20 protein-coding genes and 1 pseudogene are annotated in these 25,524 nt (G+C 73.3%); 11 read left to right on the top strand and 10 right to left on the bottom strand.

The features are described from left to right. The first annotated feature begins 91 nt into the window (after window positions 1-91). The gene (locus ACFY12_RS11250; protein WP_390715504.1) at window positions 92-601 is read left to right on the top strand and encodes a DinB family protein; all 510 of its coding nucleotides are present in this window, start codon (window positions 92-94) and stop codon (window positions 599-601) included. Between the two features lie 98 nt (window positions 602-699). Continuing rightward, window positions 700-930, top strand: a pseudogene (locus ACFY12_RS11245) (IS982 family transposase); the annotation flags it as partial. Here ACFY12_RS11245 and ACFY12_RS11240 read toward each other — a convergent pair. Then, window positions 912-1,661, bottom strand: coding sequence for a GntR family transcriptional regulator (locus tag ACFY12_RS11240; protein ID WP_390715503.1), 750 nt, complete (start codon window positions 1,659-1,661; stop codon window positions 912-914). The pseudogene ACFY12_RS11245 and the gene ACFY12_RS11240 overlap by 19 nt on opposite strands. Window positions 1,662-1,867: 206 nt before the next feature. On the opposite strand from ACFY12_RS11240, the gene ACFY12_RS11235 reads away from it, so the two are divergent. Next, window positions 1,868-2,533: an arylsulfatase gene (locus ACFY12_RS11235; RefSeq protein WP_390715502.1), complete on the top strand. Its 666-nt coding sequence runs from the start codon at window positions 1,868-1,870 to the stop codon at window positions 2,531-2,533. Here ACFY12_RS11235 and ACFY12_RS11230 read toward each other — a convergent pair. Next, entirely contained in the window at window positions 2,485-3,354 is an 870-nt protein-coding gene (locus tag ACFY12_RS11230) for an RNA polymerase sigma-70 factor (protein ID WP_390715501.1), read from the bottom strand. The genes ACFY12_RS11235 and ACFY12_RS11230 overlap by 49 nt on opposite strands. Window positions 3,355-3,673: 319 nt before the next feature. Between ACFY12_RS11230 and ACFY12_RS11225 the strand changes: the two genes are divergently transcribed. From ACFY12_RS11225 to ACFY12_RS11215, 3 genes are all read left to right on the top strand, one after another. After that, a complete protein-coding gene (locus ACFY12_RS11225) occupies window positions 3,674-5,350 on the top strand; it encodes an alkaline phosphatase D family protein (RefSeq protein WP_390715500.1) in 1,677 nt (558 codons plus the stop codon). Between the two features lie 76 nt (window positions 5,351-5,426). Beyond that, window positions 5,427-6,809 carry a GNAT family N-acetyltransferase gene (locus ACFY12_RS11220; RefSeq protein WP_390715499.1) on the top strand — a complete coding sequence of 461 codons (1,383 nt, stop codon included), beginning with the start codon at window positions 5,427-5,429 and terminating at the stop codon, window positions 6,807-6,809. A gap of 200 nt (window positions 6,810-7,009) precedes the next feature. Further along, complete coding sequence (locus tag ACFY12_RS11215; RefSeq protein ID WP_390715498.1) at window positions 7,010-8,704, top strand: DUF885 domain-containing protein; 1,695 nt, start codon at window positions 7,010-7,012, stop codon at window positions 8,702-8,704. Between the two features lie 226 nt (window positions 8,705-8,930). On the opposite strand, the gene ACFY12_RS11210 is transcribed toward ACFY12_RS11215, so the two are convergent. The 4 genes from ACFY12_RS11210 to ACFY12_RS11195 form a co-directional block, all read right to left on the bottom strand. Next, entirely contained in the window at window positions 8,931-12,215 is a 3,285-nt protein-coding gene (locus tag ACFY12_RS11210; protein WP_390715497.1) for an AAA family ATPase, read from the bottom strand. Further along, window positions 12,212-13,378 carry an exonuclease SbcCD subunit D gene (locus ACFY12_RS11205; RefSeq protein ID WP_390715496.1) on the bottom strand — a complete coding sequence of 389 codons (1,167 nt, stop codon included), beginning with the start codon at window positions 13,376-13,378 and terminating at the stop codon, window positions 12,212-12,214. The genes ACFY12_RS11210 and ACFY12_RS11205 overlap by 4 nt, the downstream gene beginning before the upstream one ends. A gap of 164 nt (window positions 13,379-13,542) precedes the next feature. Beyond that, window positions 13,543-16,062, bottom strand: coding sequence for a SpoIIE family protein phosphatase (locus tag ACFY12_RS11200; protein WP_390715495.1), 2,520 nt, complete (start codon window positions 16,060-16,062; stop codon window positions 13,543-13,545). Window positions 16,063-16,266: 204 nt separating this feature from the next. Further along, window positions 16,267-16,893 (bottom strand): YigZ family protein, encoded by a 627-nt coding sequence (locus ACFY12_RS11195; protein ID WP_390715494.1) that lies wholly within the window; start codon window positions 16,891-16,893, stop codon window positions 16,267-16,269. Between the two features lie 267 nt (window positions 16,894-17,160). Between ACFY12_RS11195 and ACFY12_RS11190 the strand changes: the two genes are divergently transcribed. The 3 genes from ACFY12_RS11190 (at window position 17,161) to ACFY12_RS11180 (ending at window position 19,178) form a co-directional block, all read left to right on the top strand. Next, window positions 17,161-17,988 carry a type VII secretion system-associated protein gene (locus tag ACFY12_RS11190; RefSeq protein WP_390715493.1) on the top strand — a complete coding sequence of 276 codons (828 nt, stop codon included), beginning with the start codon at window positions 17,161-17,163 and terminating at the stop codon, window positions 17,986-17,988. A gap of 163 nt (window positions 17,989-18,151) precedes the next feature. After that, window positions 18,152-18,568, top strand: a complete 417-nt coding sequence (locus ACFY12_RS11185; RefSeq protein ID WP_390715492.1) for a CoA-binding protein — start codon at window positions 18,152-18,154, stop codon at window positions 18,566-18,568. Window positions 18,569-18,659: 91 nt separating this feature from the next. Further along, on the top strand, window positions 18,660-19,178 hold the full coding sequence (locus ACFY12_RS11180; protein ID WP_390715491.1) for a GNAT family N-acetyltransferase: 519 nt from the start codon (window positions 18,660-18,662) through the stop codon (window positions 19,176-19,178). A gap of 26 nt (window positions 19,179-19,204) precedes the next feature. On the opposite strand, the gene ACFY12_RS11175 is transcribed toward ACFY12_RS11180, so the two are convergent. Continuing rightward, window positions 19,205-19,963, bottom strand: a complete 759-nt coding sequence (locus ACFY12_RS11175; RefSeq protein WP_390715707.1) for an acyltransferase — start codon at window positions 19,961-19,963, stop codon at window positions 19,205-19,207. Between the two features lie 124 nt (window positions 19,964-20,087). Continuing rightward, a complete protein-coding gene (locus ACFY12_RS11170) occupies window positions 20,088-21,083 on the bottom strand; it encodes an alpha/beta hydrolase (protein WP_390715490.1) in 996 nt (331 codons plus the stop codon). A gap of 293 nt (window positions 21,084-21,376) precedes the next feature. On the opposite strand from ACFY12_RS11170, the gene ACFY12_RS11165 reads away from it, so the two are divergent. Then, complete coding sequence (locus ACFY12_RS11165) at window positions 21,377-23,437, top strand: ATP-binding protein (protein WP_390715489.1); 2,061 nt, start codon at window positions 21,377-21,379, stop codon at window positions 23,435-23,437. 81 nt (window positions 23,438-23,518) lie between these two features. Continuing rightward, window positions 23,519-23,728, top strand: a complete 210-nt coding sequence (locus tag ACFY12_RS11160) for a hypothetical protein (RefSeq protein ID WP_390715488.1) — start codon at window positions 23,519-23,521, stop codon at window positions 23,726-23,728. Window positions 23,729-23,852: 124 nt separating this feature from the next. Here the strand turns inward: ACFY12_RS11160 and ACFY12_RS11155 are convergent, their stop codons facing one another. Both ACFY12_RS11155 and ACFY12_RS11150 read right to left on the bottom strand, forming a co-directional pair. Continuing rightward, window positions 23,853-24,503: a DedA family protein gene (locus tag ACFY12_RS11155; RefSeq protein ID WP_390715487.1), complete on the bottom strand. Its 651-nt coding sequence runs from the start codon at window positions 24,501-24,503 to the stop codon at window positions 23,853-23,855. 247 nt (window positions 24,504-24,750) lie between these two features. Continuing rightward, window positions 24,751-25,215, bottom strand: a complete 465-nt coding sequence (locus ACFY12_RS11150) for a DUF4442 domain-containing protein (protein WP_390715486.1) — start codon at window positions 25,213-25,215, stop codon at window positions 24,751-24,753. Window positions 25,216-25,524 lie beyond the last annotated feature (309 nt).

Raw genomic sequence — 25,524 nt, 5'->3', positions numbered from 1 at the left:
CAGTCCGGTCCGGTTGACAGCCTTCGTACGAGGACAGCCGACGGGAGTAGATACTGGCCCTGAGTGCAGACACGGATGAGGAGCAAGGCCAGTGACCAGCAACAATCGCTTAGGACCGCCCAGTTCGGGAAGCGAACGCGACATACTGCGGGCCTTCCTCGACTACCACCGCGCGACCCTTGCCATGAAGTGCGAAGGGCTTACCGACGAGGAGCTGCGGCAGCAGTCGATGCCGCCGTCCACGCTGTCGCTGCTCGGTCTGGTGCGGCACATGGCGGAGGTGGAGCGTGCTTGGTTCCGTCGAGTGTTCGAGGACAACGACGCGCCCATGGTCTGGTCCGACAAGATCGACTTTCAGGCAGCGTACGACGCGAGCGCGTCGACCAGGGACGAGGCGTTCACAGCCTGGGAGGCCGAGGTGGAGAACTCGCGCCGTATCGAGCAGGAGGCGGAGTCCCTGGACCGGTCCGGGTATCAGCCAAGGTGGGGCGAAGAGGTGTCGCTGCGGATGGTGATGGTGCACGTGCTCCTGGAGTACGGCCGCCACAACGGGCACGCGGACTTTCTGCGTGAGGGTGTTGACGGGACCGTGGGCGCCTGAGTCCGCAACGACCACCGATCTCCACATGGTGATCTATTTCCGGGAATTGCCCACGCGGCTGGAAGGAGGGAGTCCGAGCTCAGTGTGTAAAGACAGAGTTGGACTCCCTCGCCACGGCACTCTATGTGAAGACCGACGACCTGCTGAAGACATCACCGCATCTGGCGTCTCGGCGTCCGGCGGTCGGGACCGCTCCGCAACTGACCGATGCCGAGCTGGTCACACTCGCGATGATGCAGGCCATGCCGGGCTTCACCTCCGAGGCCAAGTGGCTTCGCTATGCCCGCTCCCATGTGCGGCGTCTCTTCCCCTACCCGGCCAGCAGTGGCAGCGTCGTGCTCTCGCCGAATGTCAGCCGGCAGGTGTCCGCGCGGTACGTCGCCACCGATACGGCGGTGGTACGGCCGCCGGAGACATAGCGGGTCGTCACCAGCAGAACGGGCGCGCCGGGCAGGCGGTCCAGTTGCCTGGCGTCCTCGGCGCGGGCCGAGCCGAGTTCCACCGTGCGGTCCTGTCCGTCCAGCCGCAGGTCCTGGAGCGCGCGCAGTACGGCCCGGGCGCGGGCGGGTGCGGTGAGGGAGGCGGCCGGAACGGCGCATCCGGGGACCGCGGCCGCCGGTACGTACAGCAGCTCGGCGGCGACGGGCCGGCCCTGGCTGACCCTGGTGCGGCGCACGATGTGCACCCGGTCGCCGGGAGCGGTCGCCAGCATGCGGGCCACGTCGGACGGCACCCTGTCGCTCTCGGCGGCGTCGCCCGGCTGCCAGTCGTCACCGGGGGCGCCGGGCCAGGTGTGCCGTGCGAGGCCGACGGCGACGCCGACGCGCGGCGGAGCGACCGTGGTGCCCACGCCGCGGCGGCGCTGCAGCCTGCCTTCCAGCTCCAGCTGTTCGAGTGCCTGTCGCAGCGTGGCCCGGGCGACGCCGAACCGGGCTGCCAGATCGCGTTCGTTGGGCAGAATCTCACCGACCGCGAACTCCGAGTCCAGCGCGTCGCTGAGCACGGTCTTCAGGTGCCAGTACTTCGGCTCCGGTGCCGTTTCGAGCCGCGTGGTCCCCACCCTGTCCTCCGCACTGGCCGCTGCCCCGCCCGGGGCAGTACCCCCATCGAATCCGGACCCGCACGCGAGGCGTCGGCGATGCGGGCCCGCCCGCGCGCCCGGTGATGAACGCTTCTTTATGAAAGGTTGTTGCAGTATCCCGAAGATATGGCCGTCCCCACCCTTGGTCAAGACCAACCCCGCATCCGTTCGCTACCCTCGCGACCATGCTTGCCGTACTCCACACCGCCCCCGTCCATGTCCCCGTCTTCGACGCACTGCGCGACGAGGAAGCCCCTGGCCTGGCGATGCGTCACTTCGTACGCCCGGAACTCCTGGACCGGGCAAGGGCGCAGGGGCCCGAAGCCGCCGGGGAGGAGATCTCCGCAGTGCTCGGGGCGGCCGCGGGCGACGGGGCGCTGACAGCGCTGTGTACCTGCTCGACGATCGGCGGGGTCGCGGAGGCGGCCGGTGCCGCGGCCGGCCTCCCGACCCTGCGGGTGGACCGTCCGATGGCCGCGGCGGCCGTCGCCGCCGGACCGCGCATCGTCGTACTCGCCGCGCTGGAGAGCACCCTCGCACCCACAGAGGCGCTGCTCGCCGAGGAGGCCGGCCGGGCCGGGCGCGAGGTCAGGGTGCGTACGGAGCTGGCCCCGGGCGCCTGGGAGCGTTTCGAGGCCGGTGACACCGCGGGGTATCTGGCGGCGGTCGACGCCGCTGCACGGCGGGTGCGGGACGCCGACGTGCTCGTCCTGGCGCAGGCGTCCATGGCGCCGGTGGCCGACGCTCCGGGCCACCGGGTTCCGGTGCTGTCGAGCCCGCGCCTCGGCCTGCGGGCCGCCGCTCAGCGGGCGGCCAGCGACGCCAGCTTCTCCGGGTTGCGCACCACGTAGACCATCTGGACCCTGCCGTCCCGGATGCCGAGCTGGAGGACGGAGTCCGGTACGCCGCCCCGGTGGGTCAACATGGCGATGCCACCGTTGAGTTCGAGGAACGTGTACTCCGCGGCCGTCTCCGGATTCCTGGCGATGGCGCAGAAGAAGCGGGCGACCTTGTCCGCGGACTCGATGACCCGCAGCGGGGCCTTGGCCTTGCCTCCGCTGTCCCCCACCAGCCGGGCGTCGGCGGCCAGCAGGCTGAGCAGCCCCTCCAGGTCGTCGCCGGCCGCCGCGGCGAGGAACCGCTCGGTCAGGTCGCGCTGCCGGTCCGGATCGACCTCGAAGCGCGGTGTGCCCTCCTGCACATGCCGCCGGGCCCGGCCCGCCAGTTGGCGCACCGCGGCCTCACTGCGTTCCAGGGCGCCGGCGATCTCCGTGTACGGGTAGCCGAACGCCTCGCGGAGCACGAACACGGCGCGCTCCAGAGGGGAGAGCGACTCCATGACGACGAGCATGGCGAGGGTGACGGACTCGGCGAACACCGCCCGATCCGCGGTGTCCGGCGCGGTCCCGGCGGCGTCGGTCGCCAGCGGTTCCGGCAGCCAGGGGCCCACGTAGGACTCGCGCCGCGCCTGCACCTGCCGCAGCCGGTCGATGGCCAGCCGGGTGGTGACGCGTACGAGGTAGGGGCGCGGCTCGCGTACCCCGGTCCGGTCGGCGCCCGCCCAGCGCAGCCAGGCGTCCTGCACCACGTCCTCGGCGTCGGCCACCCGGCCGAGCATGCGGTAGGCGACCCCGAACAGTACGGGCCGGTGTTCCTCGAAGGCTTCGGTCACGGATTCCTGCGGCACTCCCCCATCCCATCCGGCCGTCCCCGCGTTGTCCAGCGGATATGGCGCGATGCGACGTTCACCACCACAGCGCCGCGGACGGGCACGGGTGGCACGGGGTGGCAGGGCGGGCACCACGGCCGGTGACGTCCTGGCGGTCGGCCGGTGGTCTTGCGACCATGGGCCGGGCCGGTGGGGCCCGCGTCCACAGCCCGGCCCGGCGCGTGGCCGAACAGGCCGGAGTTCACCGTCCGTTCGGCCACACGGCACCGGACAGCGATACGAACGGTGGCTGTCGCACTCGCTCACGGCATGGAGGTTTCAGATGGCGCAGGGATCCGGTAGTGGTTCGGCGCAGGGATCCGGTGGCGGTCCGGTGCAGGGATCCGGTGGCGGTTTCGTACGGCGCTCGCTGCTGCGGGGCGCCGCGGCGGGTTCCGCGGCGCTGGCGCTTCCGGCGCTCTCCGGCACGGCGCCGGCCCAGGCCCGCGGCGGGCGGCCGGGCGCCGGATGGGGCGTGCAGGCCGGTGATGTGACGACGTCCTCGGGTCTGGTGTGGGTGCGGTCCGACCGGCCGGCCCGGATGGTGGTACAGACCGCGGCGACCGAGTCGTTCCGTAACGCCAGGACCTGGCGCGGGCCGGTGCTGGGGCCGGACACGGACTTCACCGGTGTCACCTCGCTGCACGGTCTGCCGGCCGGTGAGCAGATCCACTACCGGGTGGTGCTGGCCGATCCGGACGACCCGCGCCGTACCGGCGAGCCGGTTGCGGGCACCTTTCGTACCGCCCCGGAGGGCAGGCACCATCACACTGGCACATGGCGAAGCGATTTCGGCCGGGGTGGTGGCGGGCGACGGGCGGGCATCCGCTTCCACTGGTCGGGCGACCTCGCCGGCCAGGGCTGGGGGATCAATCCGGAGCGCGGCGGCTACCGGGTCTTCGAGGACATGCGGCGCCGCAACCCGGACTTCTTCCTGTGCAGCGGCGACACCATCTACGCGGACGGCCCGATCACCGGCACGGTGACCCTGCCGGACGGCCGGGTCTGGCGGAATGTGACGACCGAGGAGAAGGCGAAGGTCGCCGAGACGCTCGCGGAGTTCCGTGGCGCGTTCCGGTACAACCTGCTGGACGCCAACCTGCGCCGGTTCAACGCCCAGGTGCCCACGATCGTCCAGTGGGACGACCACGAGGTGCACAACAACTGGTATCCGGGACAGCTGCTCGACGACGACCGGTACACGGAGAAGAACGCGGACGTCCTGGCCGCCCGGTCGCTGCGCGCCTTCGGCGAGTACTTCCCCGTCCGTACGCTGCGGCCTGACGGGCGAGGCCGGGTCTACCGGGTGGTGCGCCACGGCCCGCTGCTCGATGTGTTCGTGCTGGACATGCGCCGCTACCGCAACGCCAATTCACCCGGACGGCAGACCGACGACCCGCAGGGCATCCTGGGGGCCGAGCAGCTGCGCTGGCTCAAGCGGGAGCTGTCGCGTTCGCGCGCGGTCTGGAAGGTGATCGCCTCCGATATGCCGCTGGGCCTGGTCGTCCCGGACGGGAAGACGGACTTCGAGGCGGTGGCGCAGGGTGATCCGGGCGCTCCGCTGGGTCGCGAACTGCAGATGGCCGAGCTGCTCCGGCACATCAAACACGCCCGGATCACCGGCACCCTGTGGCTCACGACGGATGTCCACTACACGTCGGCGCAGCACTACGCACCGGAGCGGGCGGCGTTCACGGATTTCGAGCCGTTCTGGGAGTTCGTGTCGGGGCCGCTGAACGCGGGCGGGTTCCAGGCGGTGGCGCTCGACGGAACATTCGGGCCGGCCCAGGCGTTCGTCAGGGCACCGGACCGGGCCAACACCTCCCCGGCGGAGAGTCCGCCGAACTACGGCGAGATCGACATCGACGGGGCGAGCGGGGAGCTGACGGTGCGGCTGCGCCAGGAGGGGGAAAAGGTGCTGTTCAGCAAGGTGCTCCACCCAGGACGGGTAGGGCAGTAAGGGCCCCGGTCGTGCTTTTACCCGTCGGACACACGGTGTTGGTGATCAGGCAACACCTGTCGGCGAGGGTGTGTGCATGACTGAAGCATCCTCTGCCCGTTCGGCGCGCCGTCACCACTGGCGCCGGGAGGTCGTCGAGCTGGCCGCCCTGTTCACCGCGGTGGCGGTGGCCGACGCCGCCGCCAACACCATCGCGCACGGTCCGTCGGGTCCGGCGCTGCTGTGCGCCGCGGCGGTGGCCCTGGTGGCCACGGCGGCGTTCCACGTCTGGTGGTCACGACGCCATGAGAACGCCCCACCGCCGACCCATACCGGCGCCACGGCACCGTCACCCGCCGCCCCGGCCTCCGGGGCGGGCGGCCAGGGGACGGTGCTGTGGCGGATGCGGACCACGGTCCGTGACGAGCCGGGCAGCCTGGCCGCGCTGTGCGCGGCGCTGGCCGCCCAGCACGTGGACATACTGAGCCTGCAGACCCACCCGCTGTCCGAGGGCACGGTCGACGAGTTCCTGCTGCGGGCGCCCGGCTCACTGGCGCCCAGGGAGCTGACCCGTACGGTGGCCGGCGCGGGCGGCACCCACAGCTGGCTGGAGCGGGCCGACACGCACGATCTCGTCGACGCTCCGACCCGGATGCTCGGCCTGGCGACCCGCACGGCCCTGGACTCCGCCGAACTCCCGCTCGTCCTGCGGCAGTTGCTGGGACGCTGCACCATCCACTCGGTGCCCGCCCGCTCGCTGACGGGGCGGCCGCTCGCCGAGGAGGTCCCCGCCGAGGGGGTGCTGGAAGAGCATGCGATGAGGTTCCGCGACCCGTCCGGGGGCTCGCTGACCATCGAACGGCCGCAGTTGCCGTTCACCCCCACCGAGTTCGCCCGGGTCCGGGCGCTGGTCGAACTGGACGCCCGGCTCGGCCGGCGGGTGCCGCCGCGCCGCGATGTGCTGACCCTGCCGGAGGGCGACGAGATCACGGTCCGCCGCGCCGACGCCTCCGACCTGGCCGCGGCCCGCGAGATGCACGACCGCTGCTCGTCGCGGACGCTGGCACTGCGCTACCACGGCCCCGTCGGGGACGCGGACCGCTACCTGGAGCATCTGCTGAGCCCGCGGTTCGGCCGCACCCTGGTGGTGGAGACGTCCGGCCGGCTGGTGGCGCTCGGCCATCTGCTGTGGGACGGCGACGAGACCGAGGTGGCGCTGCTGGTCGAGGACGTCTGGCAGCAGCGCGGCATCGGCGCGGAGCTGCTGCGCCGACTGGTGGAGATGGCGGCGGAGGCCGGCTGCGAGAGCGTCTACGCGATCACTCAGGCGTCCAACACGGGCATGGTGGCGGCGATGCGCGGCCTGGGACTGCCGCTCGACTACCAGATCGAGGAGGGCACCCTGGTGATCACCACCCGTCCGGCGGGCGTCCCGGCCCGGAGCGTCGGCGCCGCCCAGGACGGCACCGGGAGCTCCTGACCCCGCCCCTCCCGCATATCCCCCTATGCCGCCCCACTCCACACCGCGCTACGGCCGGCCCGGCGTTCCGACGCCCGGCCGGCCGCCGCACGAGGCAACCGCACAAGGCAGCCGCACAAAGCAAGAGCACCGTAAAACGACAGGAACGTACGGCCTATTGAGGGTGACGCGGCGGGGGGATCCGTACGAGGATGGCCCGCATGCCCAACATCACTCCTCCCGCGGGCGGCGAGCTGCCCCGCCAGGTCGCCGACGCCCATGTCGACGCCCTCGTCGACCTGGACCCGATCACCGGCACCTTCCTCGGCATCCCCGAGAGCTCGAGCAGACTCCCCGACTTCTCGCCGACGGGCCAGGAAGCGGTGGCCCAACTCGCCCGTACCACACTGGAGAAGCTCACCGCGGCCGAGGCCCGGCCGGGCGCGGACGGCCCCGCCGAGCGGATCTGCGCCCGGCTGCTGCGCGAGCGGCTGACCTCCGAACTGGCCGTGCACGAGGCGGGCGAAGGCCTGCGCACGGTCAGCAACCTCAGCTCACCGCTGCACCACGTCCGGGAGGTCTTCACGCTCACTCCCGCCGCGACCGACGAGGACTGGGCGGCGATCGCCCGGCGGCTCCGTGCCGTACCGGACGCGCTGGAGGGCTACCGCGCCGCACTGGACGCCGGACTCAAGCGGGACCTTCCGGCAGGGCCGCGCCAAGTCGCCACCGTCATCGGCCAGTTGGACGAGTGGATCGGCACCGGCCGCAGCTGGTTCGCCGAGTTCACCGACCCCGGCCCGGACGCGCTGCGCACCGAGCTGACCGAGGCCGCGGCGGTCGCGACCGGCGCCCTGGTGGAGCTGCGCGACTGGTTCCGGGACCGCTACGCACCGGCCGTCGCCGGCGCGCCGGACGTCGTGGGCCGCGACCGCTACACCCGCCTCGCCCGCTACTACAACGGCGCCGACCTCGACCCGGACGAGGCGTACGCCTACGGCTGGTCCGAGTTCCACCGGCTGCTGGCCGAGATGGAGACCGAGGCGCAGAAGGTGCTGCCCGGCGCCAAGACCCCGTGGGAGGCGCTGTCCTGGTGCGACGATCACGGCGAGGCGGTCGAGGGCGCCGAGGAGACCCGGCAGTGGCTGCAGTCGCTGATGGACGAGACCATCGAGGCACTGGACGGCACCCACTTCGACCTGGCTGAGCGGGTCCGCCGGGTCGAGTCGCGGCTCGCCCCGCCCGGCAGCGCCGCCGCCCCGTACTACACCCAGCCGTCGCTGGACTTCTCCCGCCCCGGCCGCACCTGGCTGCCGGTGATGGGCCAGACCCGCTTCCCGGCGTACGACCTGGTCTCGACCTGGTACCACGAAGGCGTGCCGGGCCATCACCTCCAGCTGGCGCAGTGGGTGCACGTCGCCGACCGGCTCTCGCGGTATCAGACGACCGTGGGCATCGTCAGCGCCAACGTCGAGGGCTGGGCGCTGTACGCCGAGCGCCTCATGGACGAACTGGGCTTCCTGACCAGCGCCGAGCGGCGGCTGGGCTACCTCGACGCGCAGATGACGCGCGCCATCCGCGTCATCATCGACATCGGTATGCACCTGGAGCTGGAGATCCCGGCGGACTCCCCGTTCCACCCCGGTGAGCGCTGGACGCCACAGCTGGCGCAGGAGTTCCTGACCCGCCACTGCGGCAGGCCTGCCGACTACGTCGAGAGCGAGATCATCCGCTACCAGGGCATGGCGGGCCAGGCGATCGGCTACAAGCTCGGCGAGCGGGTCTGGCTGCGCGGCCGGGACGCGGCCCGCACCCGGCACGGCGCGGACTTCGACCTCAAGGCCTGGCACATGGCGGCACTGTCTCAGGGGTCGCTGGGCCTGGACGATCTGCTGACGGAGCTGTCCGCCCTCTAGCCCCGTCAGGCCGGTGGGGGTGCCACATCCGCGCGCAGTGCTCCACGCGGGTTCACCCCCACCGGCCTGATTCCCTCCCCCTCACGGGAGGGTCCGCTCCGCAGGACGAAGTCCGGAGGAGCGGACCCGCACCCGACAAACCCACGCCCGCCGCAGGCGTAACGGCGAAACGGAGGTACGGCGGGAAAGCCAAAAACGTGGGAAGCCAGCCAAGCGCAGCGGAGAGTCAGCCAAGCGCAGCGGAAAGCCGGAGCCTCGACCCCGTCCGGTCCTTCACGACCTCCAGCTGCGCCGGGATGCGCCGCCTGAGGTCGGCGACGTGGCTGACGATGCCGACGCTGCGGTCGCGTTCGCGCAGGCCGTCGAGGACGTCCAGGACCTCGTCGAGGGTCTGTTCGTCGAGGCTGCCGAAGCCCTCGTCGATGAAGAGGGTGTCCAGCCGGGTGCCGCCCGCCTCGTCGGTGACGACATCGGCGAGGCCGAGCGCCAGGGCGAGCGAGGCGAAGAAGGTCTCGCCGCCGGAGAGGCCGGCGGTGTCCCGTTCGCGGCCGGTCCAGGCGTCGATGACGTGCAGTCCGAGACCGGAGCGCCGGGCACCGCCGGCCCGTTCGTCGGAGTGGACGAGGGTGTAGCGGCCGGCGGACATCCGGTGCAGCCGGACGCTGGCGGCGGCCGCGACCTGTTCGAGCCGGGCGGCGAGGACGTACGACTCCAGGCGCATCCGCCGCTCGTTCTCGGCGGAGGTGCCGGAGGCCAGTGCGGCGAGCCGGGCGATCCGGTCGTGGGCGGCGCGCAGGGGGGCCAGCCGGCGGGCGTCGTCCTCGGCGCGGGCGGAGAGCCGGTCGAGTTCGGTGACGCGTTCCCGGGCAGTGGCGTGGGCCGTCGCGGCGGCGCGCAGCCGGTCCGCGGCGGCCCGGTGCGCGGTCTGCGCGGCCTCCGGGTCGGTGGGCGGCAGTCCGGCCGCGGCCCGCGCCTCGGGGTCGGCCAGCTCGGCCGTCACCGCGGCCGATTCGGCCTGCCAGTCGTCGAGCCGCTGCTGGAGGGCCTGCCATGCGTCGTCCCGCAGCAGGGCCTCGGCGGCGGCCTGCGGGGTGGCGAATCCGGCCCGGTGGGCGGCGTCGGACGCCCCGTCGCCGGCTTCCTCGAGCCGTCGGCCGCAGGCCATCGCCGTACGGGATGCCTCGGCCGCGGCGGCGAGCTGCGCCACCTGCCGCTCCAGCCGGCCGGCCCGTTCGGCGACGCTCGCGCTGTCGCCCCGCGCCCGGACCAACTCCTCGTCCAGGGCGGCCCGTTCGCGATCGAGTGCCTCACGGCGGGAGGTGCGGGCGGCGGCCCGGCGGTCGGCCTGCCGCTGGTCGCCGAGCCGCCGTTCGTACTCCCGCTCGGCACGGGCGAGCGCCTCGCGGGCGGCGTGCAGGTCCGCGCCGAGCACGTGGTCGCGGTCGTGCGCGGCGCGCAACTCCTCCAGCTGGGCGGCGAGTTCGGCGGTCGGGGTGTCTCCGGCGGCTGCGGCGGCGCCGGCCAGGGTCTCCTTGACCGACTGGTGGTGCGCCTCGGCCCGCTGCCGGGTCTCCTCGGCCCGGCGGTGCGCGGCCAGCGCGGTCTCCTCGGCGGCGCGGTCGACGTGACCGGCGCCCGCCCGGGCCGGGTCGGGGTGTTCGGTGGCACCGCACACCGCGCACGCCCGGCCGTCGCGCAACCCGGCCGCGAGCTCGGCGGCGATGCCGCGCAGCCGGCGGTCCTTGAGGTCGAGCCAGTGCTCGTGTGCCGCCGCGGAGCGTTCCCGGGCGGCGAGCAGGTCGCCATCCGCGGCGCGGAGTTCGCCGTCGAGCCGGTCGCGGCGGCGGGCCGCGGCGAGCCGTTCCCCGGCCGGTTCGATGCGGGCGCCGAGCTGTCCGGCCCGGGCCGCGGCTTCCTGGGCGGTGTCGATGCGCCGCTGGTGGGCGCGGCGGGTGTCGTCCCATCCGGCGAGCCATTCGGCGGCGTCCAGCAGCGCCTGCTCGTCGGAGCGCGCCTCGCGGTCGAGGGCGTCCCGTTCCCGGCCGATGTCGGCGGCCCGCCGTTCGGCCCGCCGGGCCGCCCCGAGCGACCCCAGCTCCTCCCGCAACCGGCGTTCCCCGGCGGCGAGTTGCTCGCTTCCGGCGTCGGCGAGGCCGGACGGCAGCAGGTCGCGGTGCCGGCGTTCGGCGCGCTGCGCGGTGTCCAGTTCGCGCCGGGCGGCGTCCCGCAGGGCGAGCGCGGGGGCGACCTCGGCGGCGGCGCGGGCCCGCGCCAGCCGTTCGCGGGTGCGCTCCCGCTCCTCGGCGTGTGCGTCGAGCCGGGCGGCCCGGCGGCGGGCGTCGGCGTACCGCTGCTGGAGGCGGTGCCGCTCGCGGGCCTCGGCCAGGCGCCCGGCCGCGTCCTGCTCGGCCTCCTCGGCCGCCCGCTCCGCCGCCTGGGCGATCTCCAGCCGCTCCCGTGCGTGCACCCTGGCGATCGCGGCGCCGGCCAGCACCGCCTCGGTGAAGCCCGGCTCGCCGGGGCCCGGTGCCGCCGGTTCTTCGCCGCCGGCCCCGGCCGCCGTGCCTGCTCCGCGCCGGCCGCCGCGCCCCGCGCCGCCGGCCTGTCCCGGTACCGTCGCGGTCACCGTCCCCGCCGCCGTCCCCGTCCGCGTACCCGTCGTGGTCCGGCGGGACGCCGCCGTCCGCTGGCGCCCGCCGGCCGTGCCACCGCCCGCGGCCGGCCCGCCCCGGCCCGGTGCGGGAACCGACGGCCGTGCGGCATCGGCCGGACCGGCCAGGCCCACGGCGGCGGCCAGACCCGCAGCGGACGCCGGGTCGGCGCTGCCGCCGGCCGCCTGCGCCATCCGGTGCGCCAGCGCCAGCAGCCGCTCGTCACCCGCCACCACCTGGTCCGCGGCGGTCCTGCGGCGCGCGTTCAGCCGCTCTTCGAGCGCGGCGAACCGGTGGGTGTCGAAGAGCCGCCCGAGCAGCCGGGCACGGGCCTCCGCGTCGGCCCGCAGAAAGCACGCGAAGTCCCCCTGCGGCAACAGGGCGACCTGGCAGAACTGCTCCTTGCTCATCCCGAGCAGCTGTCCGATCTCCTCGCCGATCTCCTGGTGCGAGCGGCTCAGCGCCTTCCACTCGCCCGTCCCGTCGGCACCGTGCGGCACGAACTCCCGGAGCCGGCTCTGCGCCTTCTCCTTCGTCGTCCCGCTGCCCCGCTTCTTGGGGCGGTGCTGCTCGGGCAGCCGGGTGACCTCCAACCGCCGTTCGGCCACGGTCAGTTCGAGGACGACCTCGGTGAGGGTCAGCGGTTCCGCGAGATCGCTGCGCAGCGCCTGGCCGCTCTGCCGCGTTCCGGGCACCGATCCGTACAGCGCGAAGCACACCGCGTCCAGGACGGAGGTCTTGCCCGCGCCGGTCGGCCCGTGCAGCAGGAACAGCCCGTCGCGGGAGAGCCGGTCGAAGTCGACGGTCTGGGTGGCGGCGAACGGCCCGAACGCGGTCACCGTCAGCCGGTGCAGCCTCATCGCGCGCTCTCCGCCGCCGCCTCGTCGAGGCGTACCTCGTCGAGGGCCGAGCGCAGTTCGGCCCGTTCGTGCGCGTCGGCCGCGCGGCCGGGTCGTACGTGCGCCACGAAGTCCTCGGCGATCTCCTGGTCGCTGCGTCCGCGGAGCCGCTGGGCGTACGAGGCGGTGGAGCGGGCGGGGCCCTCGTCGGGGTCGAAGACGAGGCTGAGGAGGTGGGGGTAGCGCTTGGCGAGCCGGGCCATCGGCTCATGCGGGCGGGCGGCGTCGGTGAGCGTCGCCTCCACCCAGGAGTCCTCGTGCCGGGTCAGCGCCGGGTCGTCCAGCAGGCGTTCCAGGGGTCCCCGGACACGGGCCAGCGGCCGCGGCACCGGACAGTCCACCCGCTCGGCCCGCACGGCGCCGTCCGCGTCGAGGTCGACCACCCAGACTGACTTGCGGTGACCGGCCTCGGAGAAGGAGTACGCGAGCGGCGATCCCGAGTAGCGGATCCGCTCGGTGAGGGTCTGGCAGCCGTGCAGATGACCGAGGGCGGCGTAGTCCACGCCGTCGAAGACGGCCGCGGGGACGGAGGCGACCCCGCCGACGGTGATGTCGCGCTCGCTGTCGCTGACCGTGCCGCCGGTGACGAAGGCGTGCGCCAACACCACCGAGCGCGTCCCCTCCGGACGGTCCGCGAGGTCGGCCCGTACCCGGTCCATGGCCGCGCCCAGTACGGACGCATGGTCGGCCCGTGGCGCGCCGAGGGCGTCCCGCACCATGGCGGGCTCCAGGTACGGCAGTCCGTAGAGCGCCACCGGGCCGTGCGCGTCGGTGAGCAGGACGGGCGTACCGCAGCCGGCCGGGTCGGTGCGCAGGTGGATCCCGGCGCGCTCCATCAGTCCGGAGCCGACGCCGAGGCGGCGGGCGGAGTCGTGGTTGCCGGAGATCATGACGGTGGGTACGCCGAGGCCGGCGAGCCGGTGCAGGGCGTCGTCGAAGAGCTCGACGGCGGCGAGCGGCGGCACGGCCCGGTCGTAGACGTCGCCGGCGACCAGCACCGCGTCGATCTCCCGGGCGCGCACGGTCTCGACGAGGTGGTCGAGGAACGCGCGCTGCGCGGTGAGCAGGTTCACACGGTGGAAGGACCGCCCCAGATGCCAGTCGGAGGTGTGCAGAAATCTCAACTGTCCACTCCGACCTGCACGTTTTCCCCTCCGCAAGCCTACGGGCCGCCGATCTGACATCGCATTCTCGCACCCGTGGCGGGTGGGTCCGTCGGCGGGCACCGTGCCGGGCGCCGGGGCCGGGCGCCGGGGCGACACGGGGCGCGTACGTGCGGCCGCCGCTGTCAGGCCCCCTCCCGCACCGGCCGCACCGGCCGCACCACCGCCCCGGAGTCCTGTCCGGAGAGGGGCTGTTCCGCCCAGATGACCTTTCCGCGGGTGGTGTAGCGGGTCCCCCAGTGGTCGGTGAACTGGGAGATCAGGAAGAGCCCGCGGCCGCCTTCGTCGGTCGTGCGGGAGTGCCGCAGGTACGGCGACGTGCTGCTGCCGTCGGACACCTCGCAGATCAGGTTCTGTGCACGGATCAGGCGGAGCTGGATCGGGCCGGCGGCGTAGCGGATGGCGTTGGTGACCAGTTCGCTGACGACGAGTTCGGTGGTGAAGGCGAGGTCCGCCAGGTCCCAGCGTTCGAGCTGTCCGGTCACGACGGCGCGGGCCTCGGCGACGACCGCCGGGTCGGCGGACAGGTCCCAGGTGGCGTACCGGCCGGTGTCGAGGGCACAGGTCTCGGCGAGCAGGAGGGCGGCGTCGTCCAGGGTCCGGGCGGACACCAGCTCGTCGACGACGTGGGAGCAGAGCGCGTCGAGCGTCAGACCGGGTGCCGCGAGGGCGTCGCGCAGCCGTTCCCGTCCGGCGCGGCCGGGGGCGGCGCCGGTGCCGGACAGCAGGCCGTCGGTGTACAGCGCGAGCACGCTGCCCTCGGCCACCGGCAGCTCGGAGGACTCGAAGGGCAGGCCGCCGACGCCCAGCTGCGGGCCCACCGTCAGGTCGGTGAAGGCGACGGTGCCGTCGGGGGCGATCACGGCGGGCGCGGGGTGTCCCGCGCTGGCCATGGTGCAGGTCCGGCCGATCGGGTCGTAGACGGCGTACAGGCAGCTGCTGCCGAGCGCCACGGCGTCCGTCCGGCGGCCCTTCTCCTCCCGCGCCAGGCGGTCGACCACGTCGTCGAGGTGGGCGAGCACCTCCTCGGGGCGCAGATCGAGTGCGGCGAGGGTCTGCACGGCGGTCCGCAGCCGGCCCATGGTGGCGACGGCGTCGATGCCATGGCCGGTGACCTCGCCGACGACCAGGGCGACCCGTGCGCCGGACAGCGCGATGACGTCGAACCAGTCGCCGCCGATGTCGCCCAGCTCGTTGGCGGGACGGTAGGCGGAGGCGACCCGTACGGCGTCCTGCGCGGGGGAGCTCTGCGGCAGCAGGCTGCGCTGGAGGGCGAGCGCCGCCTGACGTTCCCGGGTGTAGCGGCGGGCGTTGTCCATGCACACCGCCGCCCGGGCGACGAACTCCTCGGCCAGGCGGAGGTCGTCCTCGGTGAACGCGTCGTCGCCCTGGCCGCGGAAGAACGTGGCCACGCCCATGGTGGTGCCGCGGGCGCGGATCGGGACCACCATCGCGGTGTGCAGGCCCAGTTCCCCGAAGTGCGCACGGTGTCCGCCGGGGACCTCGGCCGCCCAGTCGGGGGCGTGCGGATCCAGCCGCTCGGCCCGCCACGATCCGCCGCCGGCCAGTGCGCGGACGGGCGGCGACGAGGCGTGGTAGCCGGCCAGGCCGCCGATCTCGATCGTGGACTCGGGCACACCCTCGCGCAGCGACTGCTGGCCGCCGCGGCGCAGGGGGACGGTGTCCGCGTCGCTGAGCGGACCCGGCAGCGGTTCCTCGCCCCTGACCACGGTGTCCAGCAGGTCCACGACGACGCAGTCGGCGAGCTCGGGCACCGCCACGTCCGCGAGGTCCTGGGCGGTCTGCATCACGTCGAGGGTGCGGCCGATGTATTCGCCGGCCCGGTCCAGCAGGGCCATCTGGCGGCGGGAGCGGTAGTGCTCGGTGACGTCGATGACCGTGTAGCACACCCCGAGCGGCCGGCCGTCGGGGTCGTCCAGGCGGACGAAGGACATCATCTGGGCGCGCTCGTGGTACGGGTCGGAGACCACGCGGCCGGCGTGCTCGTAGCCCGTCACCGGTTCGCCGGTGTGCAGGACGCGGCGCATCTGCGCCTCCAGCGCCGCGGCGTCCAGGCCCGGCTGGATCTCCCCCAGCCGCCGTCCGAGGCGCTGGTCCGCGGGGCCGCCGCCGAACTGTTCCAGCGCGTGGTTGGACCAGACGAACCGCAGGTCGGTGTCGACGACGGCCATGCCCACAGGGGAGGTCGTCACGATCCGTTCCAGCACCGGCCGGCTCGTCTCCCAGCCGTACGCGGAGGGTGCGGCGGGTGCGGGAGCCGTCAGGACCAGCCAGTGCTCCCGGCCCGCGTGGTCGGTCACCGGGACCACCTGCACCTGGATGCCCACCGGTTGGCCGTCGTCGCGCCGCGCCGACAGCGTTCCGTACCAGCCGCCGTGCGCCCGGCACTCCGCGGCGAGAGCGGGCAGCCGGGCCGCGTCGTCGGGGGTCAGCAGGTCGGCGGCGGGACGGCCCACGGTGTCACGGGCGGGATGTCCGAGCAGGCGCTCGGCCGTCCCGGGCCAGCTCTCGACCCGGCCCCGGGCGTCCACGAGCAGCATGGCGGCGTCCGCGACATCGAACGACGCGTGCGCCGGTCTTTCCGCGGGGCTGTCCGCCGGGTCCCCGGCCCTGTCCGCTGCCATGCCCGCTCTTCCGTCCCTGTCGCCGGTCCACGTACCGTTTCCCTACTTTTCCTCCCCTTTATCCCCCTTTTCTGCCCATTTCCGTCATCCACCCACTCCGCTCCGGACGACCACTCCCGCTCGACCGCTCCCGCTCGGCCGTGCCCGCGCGCTCCCGCGGACCGGCAGATCTCGCCGCACACGTCCCCCAGATCTCGCGTCCCCTCAGATCTCGCCGTACGCCTCCCCGCCCTGCTCCAGCCGCGCCGTTCCGGCCGTCGCGTCCGCGAGCCAGGCGCGGAAGGCGTCGAGATCCGCCTCCGGCAGCCCGATCTCGATCCGCACCTCCGCGCCGTACGTCACCTCGCGTACCGACCGCCCCGTCGCCCGCAGGTCGTTCTCGACCCGGCCCGCACGCTGGTGGTCCACGGTGACCGTGACCAGCCGGAAGCGCTGCCGGGTGACCGTCCCCAGTACGTCCAGCGCCTCGCCGACGACCCCGCCGTACGCCCGGATCAGACCACCGGCGCCGAGCTTGACACCGCCGAAGTAGCGGGTGACGACGGCGACCACATAGCGCATCTCACGGCGCACCAGCATCTGCAGCATCGGCACGCCCGCGGTGCCGCCCGGCTCGCCGTCGTCGCTGGCCTTCTGGACCCCGCCGTCCGCCCCGAGGACATACGCCCAGCAGTGGTGCCGGGCGGCGGGGTGCTCCTTGCGGATCCGCGCGATGAAGTCCTGAGCCTCCGCCTCGGTCGCGACCGGCGCGAGCGCACAGATGAAGCGGGACTTGTTGATCTCGATCTCATGGACACCCTCGTGCGCGAGCGTCCGGTACTGATCCTGCATCGCACCAGCCTATGCCGCCCCTGTGACATGCCCTCACCGGCCGGCGGTGGTGCCCGCGCCGCGCTGGGGTGTCCGCCGTGCGGGCGCGGGGGTCCGCCGTACGGGCGCAGTCCGCACGGCCAGGCGGCGTACCCGGCCCGGCCGCTCGGTGCGTCGGGGCGACGTCCGCGCCGCCCGTGGGCACTGTGAGGCCAGTGCGAGTGCCTCGTGTTTCCGGGGCCCCGCTCGGACACGCACCAATGGAACGGCGGGTTGGCGGAGGGCTGCATGGAAGAGAGCACACAGTCGGCGATGACGGCGGGCGAACCCGTGACGGGCGAGGACATGCCCGAGCCCCCGCCCGAGGTCATCGAGGCGGCACGCAATGCGCCCGACCACTGGCTGGCCATGGTGGACCTGACCTGGCAGGGCGAGGGACCGCCGCCGCTCTGGGCGCTGATCGGCCAGTGGCGGTCCGGCCCGACGGGTGAGATCGAGGAGTGGCGGGACAACCCGGAGTACCGTCCGTCGCCGCAGATGCTGGACTGGCCGGAGCCGACCGACGCGGTCGACCGCGCACTGCAGCTCGCCGCGACGGGTTACGGCCCCGGGCGGGACGTCTCCGAAGCGCTGGCGCGCGCCGAGGTCGCGGTGCTGGTCACCGCGACCGGCACCCCGCTGGCCGCCGCGTCGCCCGAGGGCACCCCCGTGATCCCGGTCTACACCTCGCAGAGCCACCTCGAATCCGTGGGCCGGCTCCTCTACGACCGCCGTCCGGTGGCCGAGGTCGTCGGCCAGCTGCCGCCGGGCCATGCGCTGTACCTGAACCCCACCGGCCCGGTGAGCATGCTGGTGGACACCGAGGAGCTGCGCGCCCTGCTGGCCGACACCGCCGAACCCCCGCACGAGACCTCCGCCGAGGCCCCCGCCGGGGCCCATGGCGAGTCCCGGGACACGGCCGCGGCCGGCCCGCTGCGCCCGGGTACCGGGGCCGGGGCCCCCGAACCCGTCGGCTCCAACGGCCGGGCCATCGGCAAACCCGCCCGCGCCGCGAACGGCACCACGGTCGTCGGTGCCGGCCTCGCCGCCACCGGAGCGGCCCGCACCTCCCCCTGACCCCACCACCCCCTCGGACCCGCCCCGCCCGCCTTCCCCTTCGGGCGGGGCGTTCATGTTGCGGGGAGGAGGAAAGGACGAGGAAAAGACAGGGGGAGGGAGGAATCAATGAACCCGACCGCCTGTTGTCCTGAAGCGGGACCACAGACCTCAGGAGGCCCCCATGCACGACGACCAGGCGGCCATCCGCCGGATTCTCACCGAGCTCGGCGACACCTGGGCGGTCGTGGGGCTGTCCTCGAACCGGCGGCGCGCGGCGTACGGCGTCGCCGAGGTGCTGCGGCGCTACGGCAAGCGGATCGTCCCCGTGCACCCGAAGGCCGAGTCCGTGCACGGGGAAGCGGGCTATCCCTCCCTCGGCGCCATCCCCTTCCAGGTGGACGTCGTCGACGTCTTCGTGCGCAGCGAGCTCGCCGGAGCCGCCGCCGACGAGGCCGTCGGCATCGGCGCCGAGGCCGTCTGGTTCCAGCTCGGCGTCAGGGACGACGCCGCCTGCCGGCGCACCCGCGCCGCCGGCCTCACGATGGTCATGGACCGCTGCCCGGCCATCGAGATACCCCGGCTCGGCCCCGCACGATGAGCAAAGTGTCCATGGACCGGGATACCCCGTAGGGACCGTTGGGGCTGAGCGCGAGGTGCGCTAGCGTCCGTACGTGATTCCGTACGTGATCATGACACGGTCCGCCGTTCCCGACGACGCCGCCGAGCTCGTCCGGCTGCGCCGGCTGATGTTCCGCGAGATGAACGGCCAGGATTCTCCGGGGAGTTGGGAAAGGGACGCGGAGGCGATGGCGCGTCGGCTGCTGACCGGTCCGGATCCCCGGCTGGGCGCGTTCGTGGTGACGGGTGACGGGACCGGCACCCCGCATCTCGCGGCCTGCGCCGTCGGTACGGTCGAGGAGCGGCTGCCGGCACCGGGCCACCCCTCGGGCCGTTTCGGGTTCGTCTTCAACGTCTGCACGGACCCGCGCTATCGGGGGCGCGGCTATGCACGGGCCACGACCGAGGCCCTCCTCGGCTGGTTCGCCGAGCGGGGCGTCAGCCGGGTCGATCTGCATGCCTCGGACGGCGCCGAGGCGCTGTACCGCAGCCTGGGCTTCGCCGAGCACTCCCTGCCGCTCTCCATGGACCTGCGCCAGGCAGGCGGACGACGGCACTTCCGGCACAGGCCCTGGCCAGGGCCCTTCTGACGGATCTCCGCGGCGCCAGAAGGGCCCTAGGCGTCCCCGGCGCCCGTCCCGTGCCACTCCCCCAGCGCGCGCAGCTGCGCCGGCGTGACGTCCTCGGGGATCGGCACCGGCGTCGGCGTACGCAGCGGCGGCTGCCAACCGTGCCGGGAATCCCAGCGGCGCACGATCCTGGCGGGTGCGCCGGCCGCCACCGCGTGGTCGGGGACCTCGCCCCGGACCACGGCCCCGGCCGCGACCACCGCGTTCCGGCCCAGCCGCGCACCGGGCAGGATCACCGCCCCGGTGCCGATCCAGCTGCCGGAGCCGATGGCGACCGGTTCACTGCGCGGCCACTGCTTGCCGACCGGCACCTCGGGATCGTCGTAACTGTGATTGGTGGTGGTGAGGTAGACACCGGGACCGAAGAAGCAGTCATCGCCGATCGTCAGCCGGACATCCGCGATCACATGGCTGCCGCGGCCGAGCACCACACCGTTCCCCAGCGTGAGGATCGGCTCCGGTCCCAGGTCGAGGTCCGGCATCATCCCCGCCGTCAGCGTCACGTCCGTGCCGATGACGCAGTGGTCGCCGATCTCGATCCACGGGTCGCCGAAAACGGTGCCCTGCGGAAACGCGAGCCGGGTACCGGTGCCGATCCGGCGGAAGCGGTACGGGCCCGGACGCTCGGCGGTGACGGCCCCGGCCGCTCTCACCCAGCGCGCACCGCGGTGGACGGCCCGCGACACGGCCCGGCGCCGCCAGGCCGCGACGGATGAGAACGCGTTCTGGTCTATCGGCACCCGCACACCGTAATCGGCCCGCCGCCCGCCCGGCCGTGCGACGAACTGTGATCTTCGCCCCACACGGGAGATCCCCGGCCCGGGCTTCCCGACGGCCCGGGCCACAGGCGCCCACACGGGCCACGGGGCATCACGCTGACGGCACGGGGCCCCGCATCTGCTCGCTGATCCAGTGCAGCGAGTCGGCCATCCGCCGCATATAGGTGTGTGCGCTGTGCCCGCCGTCCGGTATCTCGAAGAGCGTGGTGCGGATCGGCCCGCCGGTGTAGTCCCGGATGAATCGCTTCACATCGGGCACCGCCTTTTCCCGGCCGCCGAGTTCGAAGGCCAGATGAACCTGCGGGCCCTGCCGCGCGGCCAGCAGCCGCGCCAGGTGGCGCGGGTCGTTGGCGCGCATCTCGTCCGGGTGCCCCCGCCACATCGGCGAATCCGGCACCGTATCCGGGCCGTTGACGATCGCGGCCTTGAACCTCGTCGGATAGGTGAGCACGGCCTTCAGCGCCGCGAAGCCGCCGGACGAGGACCCCATGAAGGCCCAGCCGTCGCGGCTGCTGTACGTACGGAAGTTGGCGCGCGCGAACTCCGGCACGTCCTCGGTCAGCCAGGTGCCCATCTTCGGCCGCCCCGGGATGTCACTGCCGTCGTGGTACTTCTTGGCAGGGTTGAGCACCGGCATCACCACGATGAACGGCAGCGTCTTGCCCTGCTCCGACCACTCCGCGATGCGCTCCTCCAGCGCGATCTGCGCCCCGGCCCAGTAGTTGGAGGGATAGCCGTAGGAACCGGGCAGGGCGATCAGCACCGGGAAGCCGCTCCTGGCGTACTCCGGCTGGTGGTACTGCGGCGGCACCCAGGCCCATATGTTCCCGGTGAAGCCGGACTTCCGGCCGTGCCACCTCGTCCTGACGACCTGGGTTCCGTCATCGCCGGTCGTACGGTACGGGAGGAAGGTGGAGCGCGGTCCGCGGGGCGGCACCGTCCGCGCTTTGCCGTCGGCCGAGTCGGCGGCGTGCGACGCCCGCAGCCGCGGCACACCCGAGGCGTCGATGACATCCGTGCTTCCGCATCCGGCCAGCAGCCCCAGGGCCACCGCACTCACCGCAGCACCCACGCGCAGGCACTTCATCGGACGTTCTCCTCGGGTCCTTGGGCCGGCCGCGGGCAGGCACCCCGCCACCGCCGGTTCCGGTCGAAAGACATCACTTTAAGATCGGCCGGAACACCGCCGATGCCGACCCCTGCCCCCGTGACCTGCCGGTCAGCCCTCCGGCCACTACGGAGGCGAACCCTACGTCAAGTGCGCAGACCCGGTTTCCCTCGTTCGATACGGACGCCCCCTGTTTGCCCAAGGGCCGGTTCTGGCATGGTTGATTCCCAAATCGGAAGGGCGCGGCGCTATGCCGTGGTTGGGGATGACCGATGACCGCGTGGGCCGATCGCGGGCCACTGCCCGGCGTAGTGGGACGGGCCGTTGAACACGAGCAGGTGTCCGGGCTGCTGAGCGGCGCTGGGCTGGTGACGCTCACCGGAGCCGCCGGAGTGGGCAAGAGCGCGCTGGCCCGTGCCGTCCTGGAGGAGCACACCGCCCGGTACGGCGGCACCGTGCTCCGGGTCGCCTGCTGGGACGGCCTGGCCCAGGGCGGTGTGACCCAGGCTCTGCTCCGGGCGGCGGAGCTGCCGCAGGCCGCCCGCCGGGACGTGGCGCGGGCGCTGGCCCGGCGTACGGCGCACCCCTGCGTCAGCGCACCGGCGCACGGCCGGGCGGGCGGCGCGGGCTCCCCGGCGGGCGCTCCCCGTACGGCAGGTACGTCGGTCACGGCGGTCGACGCACTCACCTCGTACTGCCGGCAGCACCGTGCGACCGTGCTGCTGGACGACTGCGATCCCGTGCTGGACGAATGCGCCCAGTTGGTGCGGCTGCTGCTGGCCGAGCCGGAGATCCGGATCATGGTGACCGCGCGGCGTCCGCTGGGGCTGGCCGAGGAACGGGTCGTCCGGCTCGCGCCGCTCCCGGTGACGCTGGGCGAGGGGATCGCAGGCCCGGCCGTCGAGCTGCTGGCCGCGCGGACCGGGCCCGCCGCGCCGGAACTCCTGGTCGCGGTGTGCCAGGCGCTGGAAGGCTCCCCGCTGGCGATCACGCTGGCCGCGCACCAGCTGGACCGGATGACATTGCCGCAGCTCGCGGCCCGGGTGGGCGCGGACGGTGCACTGTTCTGCTCAGGGCCGGGGGCGAGCGTACGGCACACCTCGCTCTACGCCGCGCACGCCGCGGGCTACGCCCTCTGCTCGCCTGCCGACCGCCGGGTGTGGGCGAGGCTCTCGGTGCTTCCCGGCGATTTCGATCCCTGGCTGGCCGGGTGCGTGTGTGCCGGCGGTGACGTTCCTGCCGCAGTGGTGGACGGCGCGCTGGAGCGGCTGTCCGGCGCCTCGGTCGTCGAACGCGTACGGGACGCGGGCAGCGTGCACCAGGACACCGGGGCCGCCCTGCCCGCACGCTACCGACTGCCCCGTGCCGCCCGCGACTTCGGGCGGACCCAGCTGCGCGACGCCGGCGAGGAGTCCGCGGCGCTCCGGCGGTTCCGGCAGGCCTGCGCGGCGCTCGCGGCCGAGGCACAGATCGCGTGGCAGGGCCCGAACCAGCAGGTCGCCGTGCGCCTGGTGGAGGACGAACAGCACAACCTCGACACGGCGCTGACCCATCCCCCGCAGGATGCCGAGGACGCGCTCAGCGCACTGGAGATCGCGGTCTCGCTGTGGTTCCACTGGGCGGCCTGCGGCTTCCGCCACGAGGGGCGGGCGCATCTGGAACGCCTGCTGATGCTCTCCCGGGAGGACACCGCGCTACGGGCCCGGGCGCTGTGGCTGGCCGGCTATCTGGCGGCCCAGGAACGGGCACCGGACGACGCGGAGAGGCTACTGGGCCAGGCGTGGGCGGCGGCCGTGATGCACGCGGACTCCGACGGGCTGGCCCGTATCGCGCACGCGCACGGCGTGCAGGCACTCTTCCGCGAGGACACCACGGCGGCCGTGGCGTGCCTGGAGGAGGCCGTCCGGCACCGCTCCCGGGATCCCTGGTTCGGTCCGGGGCCCGCGCACAGCTGGGCGCTGCTCGCCGTCGCCCTGGCACCACTCGACGCGGAGCGGGCGACGGCGGCGGCCCGCAACGCCTGGGAGGCCCGGCACTCGGACGGGGATTTCTGGCTGTACTCGACGATCCTGTACGCGCACGCCCTCATCGAACGCGCCCATGGAGAGCCGGCCCGCGCGCTGCAGGCCTGCCGCAAGGCACTGATGGCCAAGGAACTCGTGGGTGACCCGCTGTTCATCACCGGGGCCCGCACCATGCTCGAGGCTCTGCGCCGTCAGGTACGCGGCGGAGCCCCGGTGCCGGACCCCGACGATGACGTCCCCTGGTGGGAGCGAGGCGGCCCCGGTCTCCGGGAACAGTCGTCCTTCTCACGGACGAGGGCCGGCTCGTAGCCGCGTTCCGGTGGGCACGCAGGGTGATACCGCGGCGTCTCTCAGGATGCGCGGCAGGCGGGCCGACTCCATGCTGGGGGCATGAAGCGTGCCCCCGTCATCGTGCATCCGCCGTCCACCGGCGGACGCCGTGTGACGCTCTACGGACAGGATCTGGGCCGGGCACACCGCCCCGGTGAAGTGGCCGCGATCCTGCGCCGGGCCGGCTTCTGCACCACGGAGTTCGTCTGGGACGACACCGGCGTCGTCGAGTGGCGCGACGGCGGACCGGACATCTGGCTGATGCCCTGAGACCGCAGCAGACGATCACGACGACCGGGGACGGCCCACAAAGCCGGGGGCAGGCCACCGAGGCAGACGCACTGATGAACGCGCCGACGGACGCGCCGACGAGCCGATGGGCAACCGGACGCGGTCAGTCGACCGTCGCGCCGACCGGGGCCTGCTTGGCCTCACGTGCGGCTGCCGCCTTCTTCGCCCGGTGCTTCATGATCAGGAACGAGCCGATGCCGAACAGCACGGCGGCGCCCAGACCAAGCCACTGGAAGCGCTTGAGCCAGGCATCGGCAACCAAGCCCACGCTGTAGATCAGCGCGGTCGTACCACCGGCCCAGATGATGCCACCGAGGACGTTCGCGATCAGGAACTTCCAGTACGGCATCTTCAGCACACCCGAGAGCGGTCCGGCGAAGATACGCAGCAGCGCAATGAAGCGTCCGAAGAAGACCGCCCACATTCCCCACTTCTCGAACTTCTCCTCGGCCATGGCGACATGGTCGGGGCCGAAGTGCTTGGGGAACTTCCGGCCGGCCCAGGCCAGCAGGGGCTTGCCGCCCTTGCGGCCGATCAGGTAGCCGATCGAGTCACCGACGATCGCACCGACGGAGGCGCAGGTCCCCAGCACGAACGGGTCGATGTGATCCTGGGTCGCGGCGAGGATCGCCGCACTGACCAGGACGATCTCACCGGGCAACGGAATGCCCAGGCTCTCCAGTCCGATGACCACCCCCACCAGGAGGTAGACGCTCACGGCCGGTACGGTCTCGAGCCACTCCTGGATGTGCAACGCCGTTTCCTCCGCTGGTATACGGCCCCCGCGAGCCGCTGCCCGGCGTCCTTGACGCCGGTGCCGTCGATCCCCTTGGCGCACCGCAGCGCGCCCGGGCAGCGTACTCGATGGTCCCGCCCGAGGTCCGAATCCGTGTGCGGTATGCGACATTCCGGCATTCCGCAGGCCGGCAACGGCTCCCACGGACCTCGCCACCCGGCCCGTGGGGCCGGCGATCCCCACGGGCGGCATCGGTCATACGGCGTTATTGCGGCGCAGCATTGGGGCGCAGCGTCCACACGATGCTCATCTCTCCGGTCACCGCGCCGTCCTCGCGGGTGATCACGACATGCACCGGGAATTCCGGCCGCTCACCGGCATCGAGCTCGGCTATCACGTCCGCCACCGGCCGACCCAGCTCCGCAGTGGCCGTGACCGGCCCCATGGCGAGCTTCTTGTAGCCGATCTCGGCGCGCACGGCCAGCGGCACAGCGCGGCCCAGCTGGTTGCCGAAGGCCGTCATCACTATCGCCCCGCTCGCGGACTCGGCGAGCGTGAACATGGCGCCGGCGTGCGGTCCACCGACATGGTTGTGGAAGTCGGACTGGTCGGGCATGCGGACCACGGCGCGCTCGGCGGTGGTCTCGGTGAACTCGAGGTGCAGAGTGCGGACCATCGGCACGGACGCCGACATCATCTCGCCGATCGACGGCAGGGTCTCAGAGGACATGAGGATATGTTACCTAGCAGTAGCTTAGGTGTGAAGAGCCAACCGGCGAGGAGAGCGAGGACCGAGGAGAACGAGGACAGGGAGAGGAGCACGCCCCGCACACAGGACCCCACGCCCCACACCCCCACACCTCCGCAACCCCACAGCCCGAGCCGAAGCGGCACCCCCACTCCCACCCCCACAACCTCCCCGACGCGGCGCTGTCCGCTCCGTACCCCGCATATCGTTGACGCCCATGCAGCCAGGACACCAGCACAACGGGGACAGGCCGACGCGGCACCCGTCGCAGTCACCCCGCGCACACCGCAC

The organism is Streptomyces sp. NPDC001339 (genome assembly GCF_042895955.1).
Classification (GTDB): domain Bacteria; phylum Actinomycetota; class Actinomycetes; order Streptomycetales; family Streptomycetaceae; genus Streptomyces.
This window is presented reverse-complemented; position numbering and strand designations above follow the sequence as displayed.

What these genes read in the sequence shown, in the direction of transcription:
- ACFY12_RS11210 (WP_390715497.1), bottom strand. Translation starts at nt 12,215, where the DNA reads ATGAGGCTGCACCGGCTGACGGTGACCGCGTTCGGGCCGTTCGCCGCC.
- ACFY12_RS11195 (WP_390715494.1), bottom strand. Translation starts at nt 16,893, where the DNA reads ATGCAGGATCAGTACCGGACGCTCGCGCACGAGGGTGTCCATGAGATC.
- ACFY12_RS11200 (WP_390715495.1), bottom strand. Translation starts at nt 16,062, where the DNA reads ATGGCAGCGGACAGGGCCGGGGACCCGGCGGACAGCCCCGCGGAAAGA.
- ACFY12_RS11170 (WP_390715490.1), bottom strand. Translation starts at nt 21,083, where the DNA reads ATGAAGTGCCTGCGCGTGGGTGCTGCGGTGAGTGCGGTGGCCCTGGGG.
- ACFY12_RS11235 (WP_390715502.1), top strand. Translation starts at nt 1,868, where the DNA reads ATGCTTGCCGTACTCCACACCGCCCCCGTCCATGTCCCCGTCTTCGAC.
- ACFY12_RS11215 (WP_390715498.1), top strand. Translation starts at nt 7,010, where the DNA reads ATGCCCAACATCACTCCTCCCGCGGGCGGCGAGCTGCCCCGCCAGGTC.
- ACFY12_RS11225 (WP_390715500.1), top strand. Translation starts at nt 3,674, where the DNA reads ATGGCGCAGGGATCCGGTAGTGGTTCGGCGCAGGGATCCGGTGGCGGT.
- ACFY12_RS11190 (WP_390715493.1), top strand. Translation starts at nt 17,161, where the DNA reads ATGGAAGAGAGCACACAGTCGGCGATGACGGCGGGCGAACCCGTGACG.
- ACFY12_RS11180 (WP_390715491.1), top strand. Translation starts at nt 18,660, where the DNA reads ATGACACGGTCCGCCGTTCCCGACGACGCCGCCGAGCTCGTCCGGCTG.
- ACFY12_RS11185 (WP_390715492.1), top strand. Translation starts at nt 18,152, where the DNA reads ATGCACGACGACCAGGCGGCCATCCGCCGGATTCTCACCGAGCTCGGC.
- ACFY12_RS11160 (WP_390715488.1), top strand. Translation starts at nt 23,519, where the DNA reads ATGAAGCGTGCCCCCGTCATCGTGCATCCGCCGTCCACCGGCGGACGC.
- ACFY12_RS11220 (WP_390715499.1), top strand. Translation starts at nt 5,427, where the DNA reads ATGACTGAAGCATCCTCTGCCCGTTCGGCGCGCCGTCACCACTGGCGC.
- ACFY12_RS11150 (WP_390715486.1), bottom strand. Translation starts at nt 25,215, where the DNA reads ATGTCCTCTGAGACCCTGCCGTCGATCGGCGAGATGATGTCGGCGTCC.
- ACFY12_RS11165 (WP_390715489.1), top strand. Translation starts at nt 21,377, where the DNA reads ATGACCGCGTGGGCCGATCGCGGGCCACTGCCCGGCGTAGTGGGACGG.